The 12,274-nt window shown below is 49.2% G+C and carries 13 protein-coding genes; 4 read left to right on the top strand and 9 right to left on the bottom strand.

The window, feature by feature from the left end; all coding sequences use genetic code 11:
- Positions 1-11 precede the first annotated feature (11 nt).
- From HNR77_RS28310 to HNR77_RS28280, 7 genes are all read right to left on the bottom strand, one after another.
- A complete protein-coding gene (locus tag HNR77_RS28310) occupies positions 12-965 on the bottom strand; it encodes a 3-oxoacyl-[acyl-carrier-protein] synthase III C-terminal domain-containing protein (RefSeq protein WP_184191203.1) in 954 nt (317 codons plus the stop codon).
- A gap of 42 nt (positions 966-1,007) precedes the next feature.
- Positions 1,008-1,862 carry a hypothetical protein gene (locus tag HNR77_RS28305; protein ID WP_184191201.1) on the bottom strand — a complete coding sequence of 285 codons (855 nt, stop codon included), beginning with the start codon at positions 1,860-1,862 and terminating at the stop codon, positions 1,008-1,010.
- Positions 1,862-2,122, bottom strand: a complete 261-nt coding sequence (locus HNR77_RS28300) for an acyl carrier protein (protein WP_184191200.1) — start codon at positions 2,120-2,122, stop codon at positions 1,862-1,864. The genes HNR77_RS28305 and HNR77_RS28300 overlap by 1 nt, the downstream gene beginning before the upstream one ends.
- Before the next feature lie 17 nt (positions 2,123-2,139).
- Complete coding sequence (gene lysA / locus HNR77_RS28295) at positions 2,140-3,426, bottom strand: diaminopimelate decarboxylase (protein WP_184191198.1); 1,287 nt, start codon at positions 3,424-3,426, stop codon at positions 2,140-2,142.
- The gene (locus HNR77_RS28290; RefSeq protein WP_184191196.1) at positions 3,427-4,815 is read right to left on the bottom strand and encodes an ATP-binding protein; all 1,389 of its coding nucleotides are present in this window, start codon (positions 4,813-4,815) and stop codon (positions 3,427-3,429) included.
- A complete protein-coding gene (locus HNR77_RS28285; protein ID WP_184191194.1) occupies positions 4,754-5,764 on the bottom strand; it encodes a 3-oxoacyl-[acyl-carrier-protein] synthase III C-terminal domain-containing protein in 1,011 nt (336 codons plus the stop codon). Before HNR77_RS28285 ends, HNR77_RS28290 begins: the two co-directional genes overlap by 62 nt.
- Positions 5,765-6,066: 302 nt before the next feature.
- Positions 6,067-6,366: a hypothetical protein gene (locus tag HNR77_RS28280; protein WP_184191192.1), complete on the bottom strand. Its 300-nt coding sequence runs from the start codon at positions 6,364-6,366 to the stop codon at positions 6,067-6,069.
- Between the two features lie 181 nt (positions 6,367-6,547).
- On the opposite strand from HNR77_RS28280, the gene HNR77_RS28275 reads away from it, so the two are divergent.
- Positions 6,548-7,798: a helix-turn-helix domain-containing protein gene (locus HNR77_RS28275; protein ID WP_184191190.1), complete on the top strand. Its 1,251-nt coding sequence runs from the start codon at positions 6,548-6,550 to the stop codon at positions 7,796-7,798.
- A 115-nt stretch (positions 7,799-7,913) separates the two neighbouring features.
- Here the strand turns inward: HNR77_RS28275 and HNR77_RS28270 are convergent, their stop codons facing one another.
- Positions 7,914-8,117: a hypothetical protein gene (locus HNR77_RS28270; RefSeq protein WP_184191188.1), complete on the bottom strand. Its 204-nt coding sequence runs from the start codon at positions 8,115-8,117 to the stop codon at positions 7,914-7,916.
- Positions 8,118-8,250: 133 nt separating this feature from the next.
- Positions 8,251-8,670 carry a metallothiol transferase FosB gene (gene fosB / locus HNR77_RS28265; RefSeq protein ID WP_145405674.1) on the bottom strand — a complete coding sequence of 140 codons (420 nt, stop codon included), beginning with the start codon at positions 8,668-8,670 and terminating at the stop codon, positions 8,251-8,253.
- Positions 8,671-8,831: 161 nt separating this feature from the next.
- On the opposite strand from fosB, the gene HNR77_RS28260 reads away from it, so the two are divergent.
- The 3 genes from HNR77_RS28260 to HNR77_RS28250 all read left to right on the top strand — a co-directional run bounded on the left by HNR77_RS28260 (position 8,832) and on the right by HNR77_RS28250 (position 11,920).
- Positions 8,832-9,731 (top strand): SDR family oxidoreductase, encoded by a 900-nt coding sequence (locus HNR77_RS28260; RefSeq protein WP_184191186.1) that lies wholly within the window; start codon positions 8,832-8,834, stop codon positions 9,729-9,731.
- Positions 9,732-9,966: 235 nt separating this feature from the next.
- Positions 9,967-10,251 (top strand): hypothetical protein, encoded by a 285-nt coding sequence (locus tag HNR77_RS28255; protein WP_184191184.1) that lies wholly within the window; start codon positions 9,967-9,969, stop codon positions 10,249-10,251.
- 58 nt (positions 10,252-10,309) lie between these two features.
- Positions 10,310-11,920 carry a gamma-glutamyltransferase family protein gene (locus HNR77_RS28250; RefSeq protein WP_184191182.1) on the top strand — a complete coding sequence of 537 codons (1,611 nt, stop codon included), beginning with the start codon at positions 10,310-10,312 and terminating at the stop codon, positions 11,918-11,920.
- The last annotated feature ends 354 nt before the right edge of the window (positions 11,921-12,274 follow it).

The raw sequence follows: 12,274 nt of genomic DNA, 5'->3' as shown, positions 1-12,274 counted from the left end.
ACCCCTCCTGTTCATTCTTCACAGCCTCCATGTTCAACCAGTGCAAAGCCAAAAAAACTACCCAGTCCGATACTGACCATAACGGATCGTCCCTTCGGGCATACCCAACCCTCTTTCAATCCTGAGCTCAAATTAATAAACGGGTCTGTGGAGAAGGTATGTCCAATTCGCGAAATGTTATCCAGATAGATTCGTTCGAGCCCTACCCCCGTACGCCGGGAAAATTCCTTCCAGGTGGTCCAGTTCACATTGTGAGGAAGTATATGATTAATATCTTCAAAACCTAAGCCTTGTGACGCCAGCAGTTCCTGCATTCCCTGGATAATATGATCAATATATACTTGATTAAATGCTGATATTTCTTCTGGAGCTGCATGGTAACCTGCATGAAACCGGTTATCCCGCAGGACATGAGCGGCCTGTACGACATGCTGACAACTCTCTCTGCTTAGTAAAACCGCCACGGCAGAATCACCCAGAATTGCTGATTTTCGCAGATACCTCCATTCTGGAGGCAAAAAGTTGAACTGATCTGCGCAGATCAGCAGCACATTTCGGATATGAGGCTGGGTTTGCGAGAGACGATCGAGCCATTGCAGTGCAGCAATAGAGGTAGCACAATTCATCTGGGACAAGCCGTAGAATGGTACATGCTCCAGCTGCAGGCGGCTTAGAATGCGCTGCATAAGCCGATAGTCGCCTGGAGTCTGCACCTGAAAGGAATGCACATAAAGAACAAGGTCAATCTCGGAAAAGGGATATCCCTTCTGGAGCCGCTCCACAGCATAAATAATTGTATCATCGAGCATCTGCTCACTGTCCGTTACGGGCACCCCCTTCAGATGGTGGTACTTACGCAGAAACTGAAGCTCGCCAGTGCCCAGCTCCAATGCACTGAGCACTTCTTCCGGCTGTTGAATCTGCTCAGGCAGATACACTCCAATGTCCACAATGCCAAATGCCAATGTTTGGCCTCCTTCCTCCGTTAGCTCGCATATTGGATATGCTTATGTTCGGATCATTAAACCATGGATAAAGGAGTCTGTCTTCTCCAGATGCATGAGACATATGTACTCGCCGCTGTCCGTCTCCCCGAGCATCTGCTGCAGACTAAAAAATGGCGCGGCACTCCAGTGTGAAGGATCGTAACAGTTCTCTGATTGACATTCCCTGTACCACTGGGCATCTTGGCAGAGCTCTTTCAGATCGGGATGTATGAGCAGGCTGATTCGACTCCGATGAACATCCGCTGCGCGGACTAATCTGTCAAGTACCAGACCTGCTGTATCCTTGATCGAGTTCTCCGCATACTGCATATCTACACCCAGTAAGGCGGGGCCGCTACCTGTCATCCGATCAAGGTAGATAGCCGCAGCAGTATCAGGTCCGGCTGTTGAGGCAAGCTCATCGATTTTATAGGGAAAAGACGTCTGATCCATAACAAGCAGCATCCCCTTGGCATATCCTTCTCTGTTCAGGTAATGTTGCAGCATATGCAGCGCTGCAAATGGTGCCCCAAACCCAAGATCATTTACGGCAAAACTGATAAACTGTCCCTGATAACGATTCATCAGGTAGTTCACTACAGAGATATCCGGGCGGCTGTTGGGAAAATTGTGAGCCAGCAGGAGCACATCTACTTCTGGTATCATTCGATAAAGCCCGGTCTCCTCCAGAAGTTCAACACTCATCTCATGATAGGCATTGTTGCAGCTTGCCTGCAAAAGTTCCGCATCATACTGGATTGAAGTACCTGCAAGCAGGTCCTTGTGAAAACGGATCAAGTCAGGAAGGGCGAGCGGGGCCTTCCTTCCCTCAAACAGCCTGACCTGCATATCCCGAATGAAAACAGACGATACCATCAGGCTGCGATAAGCTGCTTTTCAATATAAGCTGCGAGAGAACCAACCGTATCAAATACATCAGGTTCAAGCTCATCCGGGTCAATCTCCAAGCCTTCAATCCGGTCTTCAAGTGTCATCAGCAATTCCAGCACCGAAGTTGAATCCAGATATAACTCATCAAACAAGGACGTGCTCAGTTGGATATCTTGTCTCGCTTCTGTATTCAATACCTCAGCAAGGGCACCTTTGATCTCTTCAAGCAAAACGGCTGTTGTCATGATATCTTCTCTCCTTATCAATTCGTTATTGGTGTAGGCGATACTTGTACAAGACGTTGTTTGCCAAGCAAATCTTCAGGGGTATCTCGTTCCCGGATCAAAAAGGCTTCTCCCCCCACAATCAGCACTTCAGCCGGACTTCCATGGCTCAAAAAGTGTGTAGGAGACGCGGTTGGACCATAAGCACCTGAATGGAATACACCAAGCAAATCACCCTGTTCCACTGGAGGCAGCGACACACGTTTGCCCACAACATCGTTAGGGGTGCATAATGGACCTGTGATATTGTATTCAGCCTCAGGAGTCTCGCCGTATCTTGTCAGGGATGCGATCGGGAAGTTCCGTTTCACATAAGAGCCTGTACCTACAGCTGCCATATGACAGTTTGTCCCTCCATCCGTAACAACAAAATTCTCTCCATATGATGGCTTCACATACAATGCCCTACTGACCAGCATCCCGCAGGTTCCCACCAAATACCGGCCAAGCTCCATAAACAGCCTGGTTTTCTTGTGGCTTCGCTGAAATGATTCGAACATTGGATTCAGCTGCTCTGTCAGTTCGCTTATGTCAAGGAACTGTTCACCCTCATGATAAGGCACACCTAAACCCCCGCCGACGTCAACCATTCGCAACGTAATATCCAGTTCATTTTCGATACGCTCCGCAAGCTCCAGAATATGACGTGTGTTCTCAACGATTGGCTCAATCTCTAACATTCGGGTGCCCATATACACATGGAGACCCATAATCTCTATATGGGTGTACTTCTCAAACTGTTCTTTTCCCTGCAGCACACTTTGTTCGTCAATTCCAAACTGACGTGGTTTACCTCCCATTGTTAGCCGTGACCCTTTGACAGAAAAGGAAGGATTCACACGCAATGCAACAGACATCATTCGCCCTTCATGGGCAGCAATCTCCTCAATACGCTCAAGCTCCTGAAAGGATTCACACACAATGGCATATATCCCGCAACGGATGCACGCTGTAATCTCGGCATCACTTTTCCCTGGTCCAAGAAAAATAATATGTTGCGGGTCAACGCCTGCCTCTACAGCGGTATGAAGTTCTGCCAAGGAACAAACCTCAGCCCGAGCCCCCATCTCCCGCAGCATGTTCACAATTGAAATATTCGGGTTGGCTTTAAGGGAATAGAACAGCTTCACTTGGGGTGTAAGCAGCCCCCGAAGCTCTTGATACACCTGCCGAAGCACTTCACCGTCATACACGTACAGCGGAGTTCCAAACCTCTGAGCGATACTAGAAATAGGAAGCCCTTGAATCTCGTATTCCACAGACACTCACCTCACCTCGTTAATGGAAGACAGGGCGGCTTCTACTGCCTCGTCAAGAACTGCCAGTCGTTCAGGAGAAGAGCCGATAATGATACCGTACAGCCGCCCGGAGAACATCGTTCCCTCACTTTTGAATGCTGCATTTACTGTGGCAAAATTATTGATCAGCAGGCCCTCTCCATTCTCTGGTCTGAACATCCATTCACCCAGCATGGCATGAAGTTCCTTATACTCCAGCAGGCGATGAAGCCGCAGAGTGTATTTTTTGGCCAATCCATAATATCCATCAGGCAGGTACTGCTGCTGAATATTGAGCTGGTAGGTAGACATGTTAAACCTTGCATTGATCTCCAGGTTAGGCCAGACGGTACCATCCTCATCCAGAATAGCGTCCATACCAGCAATGCCATAATATCCATCGCCATACAGCGCTTCACCGATGCGTGCTGCAGCCTCACGGATCACTCCAAGTTGAGCTTCACTCAGCCTGGATGGCATAAGATGCCCTTGATGTACACCCTGCTCTACCAAGGACTCCTTTACACCAAGAAATTCAACCCCGCCGGATTGGTCAATAAGAATCTGATAGTTCAGATCGCAAATTTTGTCAATCCACTGCTCCAGCACGTAATTGATCTTGCGAATGCCTTTTTTGCCTGCCTGCTTCTCCAGCATGCTCATGCACTTTTGAAATCTGGCTTCATCCGGGATTACGGTAATGCCTTTGCCAGACACCCCCATGGAATCCTTCAAGACCAGACGGCCGCCCTGCTCCAATACGAATTTTAACTGTTCAAAACCGGAGGCCAGCTCTTCCAGAGACGCACACTCAACACCAGGGATCTGGCGAATATCAAGCCGCTTGTTCAGTCGTCTCGAATATCCTTTGTCATTCACCTGACGAAAGATCATGGAGGAAGGAACCGCCAAGGGAATTCCTGTAAGATGCGATAGCTCTTCTTCCTGCTCTGATGTGCCAAAAGGAACCAGATACACAGGTGATTCTGCTGTCTGTGCCAGTTCTCTCAGCTTGTCCATCGTGGCAGAGCACTGCAGCAGACTTGCCGTTATGTTAAGTCCCTGATTGTTGTGTTCGGGTGCAATATACCGGGACCTGCCAAACCCCAGAGCTTGTGCAGCACTTATAAAATCCGGGCTCGGCAAACTCTTGAGCAGCACAATATCTTGATCTCCGGCAAGAAAAACCCCCAGCTCCTCCATCCGGTGTACGACATCCGCAGCCGAGCCTATGCTTAATGAGGGCAGCTTAAGGATTTCCGGGTCCTCCCAGTATTGTTCCACTTCAAAGTTATTCAAATAGACAAAGGTAACATCATGCCGGCCCGTTAACGCCCACTTCAGTCGGCTTGAGAAATCGGTTAACACCATGGTCATCGCCATCACCCCCTGTTTCTGCATATTGCATCACTGCTACACTGAATGTAACGCCAAGTCCAACGGTGACAAGCAAATAATAATCCCCTCGCTGCATCAGTTTCTGCTCCAGAATAGCCTGGAGATTAATGTACGGGTCTGAACAAAAACAGTGTCCGATCTCCTGTACATTCGATGTGTAGATGCGTTCATAAGGATAAGATAAACCGGCAGCGACCTTCTTCCAGGAAGACAGATTTACATTGTGAGGAACAATATATTGAATCTGTTGTAAAGTCAGGCCCGCTTGCTCCACAGCTGTGACAATCACTTCACACAACCGAGGAATGTATATCTCTTGAAATTCCCTGAGGATTTGGGGAGAACCCGTCAATACATTGCAGAATTGCCCCAAAGTTATACTGGTGAGTCCAACGACGTGGCTTCCCGCTCCCCTGCTTCCTACCAGAACGGCTGCCGACGCCTCTCCCATTACCGTTGTATTGGGGATCAGCTGCACTACGGGGCTAAAGGTTTTCTCGCCCGTTAAAATTAAAATATGGTCATCCGCTTCCAATGAAGGCAGCAATGTCTCCGCCACATGAAGGGCAATCAGCCCTGATGCACAGTTCTGCTGCGTAAGCGAAAACGCGATGGCATGCTGCAATCCGTAAACCCTCTTTAGAGCTTGCAAAATCTTCATAGGAAAGGGGAAATTTTCCTGAATTGTGTGGCAATAAATGATATACTTAATCGAGGTGGGAGCAACGTCAGGATGACCTGTCACCTGGGCAAGAACCTGTCCAAGCAACGAAGATAAATCCCCATCCCTGTCGTGCCGAACCTGCTTCAAACCATGAATTTTCTCCAGCACTTTGGTCTGGGCATGGTTAAGTCCAAGGTGCTCGCTCAGTTCCCTGATCGGGACAATGTGCTCCGGAATGTGAGACCATATCTGCTTAATATGCATCAGTATCAGACACCTCGTTATACAAACGTATGGATCTCCCTTTATACAAAACGTATGAATCTCTTTAAAATGGAGGGAGAGAAAGAGCTTCCGCAGAAGCTCTCATCTATGAAACTAACGTATCTTAAGTAAGTAGAACATTAGGACGTGTCTTGAAACCTACTGAATTGCATCTTTTACCGCCTTTTCGCCCCCTGCTGCGTCACTTTCCCTTGACGTGCCCCGGCACGTCTGCGGAAAACTTCCTGGCTTGGAACGAAAATTCAGCAAAATCTGCTTCCTTCAGCGTTTTCAGACACGCCCTAGGCACGAGCCAGGGCAGCACGGGCTTCCAAAGCACGAGCTTCGGCTGCGCGGGCTTCCAAAGCACGAGCTTCAAGTGCACGAGCTTCCAAAGCACGGGCTTCAAGTGCACGAGCTTCCACCGCGCGGGCTTCTACTGCACGAGCTTCCACCGCGCGAGCTTCTACTGCACGAGCTTCTACTGCTGCACGAGCACTCACTTCACGTGCCTCGCCCAGCCCATTTACTTCCAATTGTGAAGCTTCAATTTCTTTACGCTTCAATTGCTCCAGTGTAATGGGAGTCGCTTTAATCACCATTCATTTTTCCTCCTTTCATCTTGGATACTATCATTCTATAATCTTCCAAATCGCATTTAAACTGTAAATGGAGGTAAATGAACCTCAACCTTACTTACCCCGGCTTTTGCTCACTCTGTGGATGCAGTATACCCATCCATTTTCAACGCTTAAAACTATATGCAAGGGATGGTGAATGAGGATGATCGGACCCAAAATCAAAAAAATCCGTGAGCAGCTGGGACTGTCTCAGAAACAACTTGCAGGTGAGGATATGACACGTTCCTACATAAGCCTTATCGAAAAAGGCAGGGCCGTTCCTTCTCACCGCGTGTTGAAAATCATCGCCAGAAGACTTCATACACCCGTGGAGTTTTTTGTAGGGGGAAGCGCGCAGGCAGACAATGATATTGCTCAGGCTGTTCTGGACAAGGCCAAAACCTGCTATGCTGCGCAAAATGACTCTGATTGCATACGTATAGCACATAAAGTGCTGACACTAACAGAGGATATATCGGATCAATCTGAGGCCTATCTGCTTATTCTGCGGAGTTACAATCGGCTTGGGGAATATCGGCGCACTTTGGATGAGGGGGATCTTGCATCTTTTACAATTATCCAAACAGGAGATCGAGAGCACATTGTAGCGTATTATCTGGAAATGGGACGAGCCGCATTTCATGCAGAACTATATCATGATGCCCGGAAATATTATGAGCAGGCACATACTTACAGCAGCCGACTCAAACATCTGCATCATGAATACATCTGCGCATTAACTTATCTTGGCACAACCCATTTACGTCTGGGCAATGTGGACGAGGGTCTGGAATATTATATCAAAGCGGAGAAGGAAGCCCGTATGACGGGACAAGCGGAATTGTACGGAGAAATAACGATGGGTCTGGGCAAAGCCTATTATATGTCGAATCATGAGGATCATATGCTGTTAAGTCAGGATTGGACTAGAAAATCCGTAGAAGCCTATAAACAGGCAAACAGCGACTCCTATGTTCTGGCACTTCACAATCTCGCTGTCATTCAACTTCACATCGGACACAAAAAAGAAGCCCTTGGGCTGCTCAATGAATGTGCAGTAATCTATGACCAGCGCAAGCTTCCTCACAAGAAGGCTTCCATACTGGAGGAAATCAGTAAAGTGTATCTGGAAGAGAATAACCCCGAGCAAGCAGAATCAATTATCAAAGAAGCCCTTCAGCTGCTGGAGCTCCAGGATGAAGGCATGCTTCGTGCCAAGTTATACCGCCTGCTGGGCATCGTATTTCATGAGAAAAATAACCGTGATCAAAGCTACTATTTTCTGAGGATGAGTCATGATCTGCTTAAACGAATCGCCGCCAGTCGCGAGGCGGATATCAGCCAGCAGCTTATTCGGTTGAGTTTGCAGGAACCTAAAATGAGCTATGAGGACTACAAATCTTATATCAGGTAAACGATCTTCACCTAACAACTAGGGAGACTCGGATGAGTGAAATAAATAAAGGGGCTCCTTGTAGAGCCCCTTCACATGAATGAGCCCAGCTTCCAGAATACATCCTGTGCTGTGCTCAGCGAGTAGGAACCGGATCGTTCAGTTCCAACGAAACGTTCATTGGTTGGTTTGACACCGAAATATGCTGTCCGTAAGTTTGGACCAGTCCTCCACGGAGCCCGTAGATATGAAGCTGTCCCGAAATGAAGGGTACAAGCATGATAATAACAAAACCGAGCTGCATTGCAGCGGCAAGCCATTTCGTACCTCTTTTCTCCATATTTATCTCTCCTTATGTTTTTAATCAACATCAGACCGGTCATCGTATCAAGGTGACCTATACTATATCTTACGGACATTTTCAGTGACTTAAAATACGTTAATTGCCATTTACCTCCATTTTCCTGCAAATTTCACGAATAAAAAGTCATATGTGGTTTTTCCTCACGATAATATTTTAGCCGCTGCTGCAAACTGCCTGTGTGCAGTTCAAATAAATGACCGTCCGGGTCTGTAAAATAAACCGATTTCCCATCCTTCGCATCTCTTGGTCTTCCGGGGATAATATCGGCTCCGGCTGCTCGCAGCTGCTCTACCGATGCTTCAAACTCCTCTTCTTTTACAGTAAAGGCGATATGGGTATAGGTACGTTCCGTATAATTACGAAGAACATCCTCCTGATTCAAAGCAATCCAAAGCCCGGCCAGTTCAAAGTAAGCCAGCTTGCGTCCTTTTACCTGGATTCGGGCACCTAGAGCCTGCTCAAAGAATGTAATGGATTGCTCCAGATTGGATACGGAAAAGCATAAATGGTTGATTCCCTGAATGTTCATATGGCTCCTGACACCTCCGGTTATTTTAAAGGGATACATCCTTATTATGGTATACGTTTCCTGCAGAAAACAAGCATTCTAATCGGATCACACCGCACCTTCCTCTGGGCGAATGCATAGGGTAGGCTTATCAAGGAATGTTCGAGGAGGTTGTGCAAACGATGAACCCGGTCTATCCATTTTACGGTGAGAAAACCGTGTGTAAACCGCAGAAGCTGGCTTTCCCGCCCCAGCATCAGGATCAACAGCCCGGTCTGGAGACATTAATGGTTCCCGAGCCCATCAGCGAGGACCCTGCTTATATTGGCAGCTGCAAGCTTCAAGGCAAAGTTGCGATTATAACTGGCGGCGACAGCGGCATTGGACGGGCGGCAGCGATTGCTTTTGCCAAGGAAGGGGCAGACGTTGTTATTGCTTATTTGTACGAACGAACAGACGCTGAATGGACACGCAGCCGGATCGAGGAGCTGGGTCAGCGCTGTCTGTTGATTGAAACCGATCTGCGGCTGAAGCCCAATTGTGAACAGGTCATTCGCAAGACAATGGAAACGTTCGGCAAAATGGATGTGCTGGTCAACAACCACGCCGTGCAATACGTGCAGCAGAGCATTGTCGACATCTCGGAGGAGCAGCTCTATCATACGTTTCAGACCAATGTATTCTCGTATTTTTTCCTGATCCAGAGCGCCCTTCCGCATCTGTGCAAAGGAGCATCCATCATCAACACGGCCTCCATTACGGCTTACAAAGGTGATGTGCGACTCATTGATTATTCCTCAACCAAGGGAGCGGTCGTGTCGCTCACGCGTGTACTTTCCCAATCCCTGGCGGATAAAGGCATTCGGGTAAACGCTGTTGCTCCGGGTCCAATCTGGACTCCGCTTATTCCGTCCAGCTTCTCGGCTGAGGATGTGCAGGTGTTTGGCACAGATACGCCGATGGGCCGGGCAGGCCAGCCCTATGAACTTGCAGCAGCATACGTCTATCTGGCATCGCGTGATTCCTCCTATGTTACGGGTGAATGCATTCATGTGAACGGCGGCGATATGGTAACTACGTAAGCATATGCAGCTGCAGCTGATTCTATATACGTTTGATTACTAATGAAGCACATAGACATAGAGGATAGAAAAACAGTGCAAGTGAAACGCTCGCCCAAGCTTTCTGTAAGAAGGCTTGGGCGAGCGTTTTGTGTAAGGAGCTTTAGTTCAATGGTTCAACAAATAGAGATGGGGATGGAGATACCGGAACCGGAACAGGTGCAGCCGTGGCTATAGATACAAATAAGATATAGAGATGATTACGATTATGGTGGTGGCTGTGGATACTAATACAAATACAAAGTTAGATATAGAGATAAATATAAATAGTGATACCCATATGGATATGGGTATGGATATGGGTATGGATATGGGTATGGATATGGGTATGGATCTGGGTATGAGTATGTGTGTGTATATGTATGTGTACGTGTCAGAGATAATCCATTGTCCCAAAAATTTCACCCTGCGCTTGCCAATGTCAGGTTGGATTTGGAGCGTTTGGCAGGAGTTTGACGATCTGGTTGCGAAAAGGGTTTAGGAGCTATCGCTTCGGTTAAAACAAAATCTGACATCTCGCGACAAGGAGCTGACCCACCATGAACTTTGATTCTCTCTACCAACCCTATCCCTCCTACCGGGTACCCGTCTATGCCAAGCAAGGCATGGTTGCTACATCCCAGCCGCTAGCGGCACAAGCGGGGCTGGATATATTGAAGCAAGGCGGCAATGCAATCGATGCCGCCATTGCTACCGCAGCAGCACTCACCGTGCTGGAGCCAACGTCCAATGGCATTGGTGGCGATGCTTTTGCCCTCGTCTGGACGGAGGGCAAGCTGCATGGCCTGAATGCCAGTGGGCCTGCGCCTCAGAGCATTTCGATTGAGGCGCTGCAGGCGGCAGGCTATACGGACATGCCGAAGCTGGGGGTTGTGCCGGTGACGGTGCCTGGCGCACCGGCGGGGTGGGCGGAGCTGAGCCGTCGTTTTGGACGGCTCACGCTGGCGCAGGTGCTGGAACCGGCCATCCGCTATGCGGAGGAAGGTTATCCGCTTGCGCCGGGGCTTGCCCGCCACTGGGCACGGGCAGCCGAGGTCTATGCACGCCAGGGCGATGCGGATGCAGGGCGTGCGTGGTTTGAGACGTTTGCCCCTGGCGGGCGCGTGCCCGCTGCTGGGGAGCTGTGGCGCTCGCCGGGCCATGCGGCCACGTTGCGCCGGATTGGCGAGAGCGAAGCGCGAGACTTTTACGAAGGAGAACTGGCGGAACGCATTCACGCTTTTATGGCCGAGCACGGCGGTTACCTGACTCGTGATGACCTGAAGGCTTTTCAGCCGGAATGGGTTGATCCGATCTCGGTATCTTATCGCGGCTACGATGTGTGGGAGATTCCGCCGAATGGGCAAGGGCTGATCGCCCTCTCCGCACTCAATCTGCTGAAGGGCTTCGACTTTTCCGAGAAGGAATCTGTCGTCAGTTATCATCGGCAGCTGGAGGCGATAAAGCTGGCTTTTGCCGATGGGGAAAAATACATTACGGAAGAACGCAAGATGGGCGTATCCGTGGAAGAACTGTTATCCGAGGCCTATGCCGCAGAACGACGCAAGCTTATTGGCGACACAGCACAGGCACCAGAAGCTGGTGATCCGCGAGCAAGCGGTACTGTTTATTTGGCAGCCGCAGATGGCGAAGGCAACATGGTTTCTTTTATCCAGAGTAATTATATGGGCTTTGGCTCAGGACTGGCGGTGCCGGGCACAGGCATCGCACTTCAGAACCGCGGACATAACTTCTCGCTCGATCCGCAGCAAGCCAACGCTCTGGAGCCAGGCAAACGCACATATCATACAATTATCCCCGGATTCCTGACACGCGGCGATGAGGCTGTCGGTCCATTCGGGGTCATGGGCGGTTTTATGCAGCCCCAGGGTCATGTGCAGGTCGTGATGAATACGATCGATTACCACCTGAATCCACAAGCAGCCCTCGATTCGCCGCGCTGGCAGTGGATGAAGGATAAAACGGTGCTCGTAGAGCAGGGCTTCCCGCCGCACATTGCCCAAGCGCTCGCCCGCAAAGGACACGACATCCGCACCGAGCTGGACGCTTCCCAGTTTGGACGTGGACAGATCATCTGGCGCAACCCGGATACAGGCGTACTGTGCGGAGGTACAGAGAGCCGGACAGATGGCTCTATCGCGGCCTGGTAGAACCAATCACACTGTAAGAACGATACAAAAATATCGCTGGCATGGTGCAAATAGCGAAGGGATGATGCAATTATCGCAGGCACGATGTGACAGTTATGTAGATGCTGGTAGGAACATATTCGTTGATACAACAAAGCCACAGCCATGCAGACACTGGTGGGAACATATCAGTTGAGATAGCCCTGGATATATTTGAGTGTGAGTGTAAGTGTAACGATCTCAGATGACCTTATTTGTGGGGTTTTGGGCTTTCTGGAATTCTAGCTATGATGAACATAAACCAAGGATAGCCCTCCATATTGCTGCACTCGTAGGTTAAAATGGAAAGTGACAAAACCACCATTTCAGAGCTAC

It is taken from the genome of Paenibacillus sp. JGP012 (genome assembly GCF_014203995.1).
In the GTDB taxonomy this organism is placed as follows: Bacteria; Bacillota; Bacilli; order Paenibacillales; family Paenibacillaceae; genus Paenibacillus; species Paenibacillus silvae.
The sequence above is the reverse complement of the archived record's forward strand: the minus strand, read 5'-3'. Positions and strand labels throughout refer to the sequence as shown.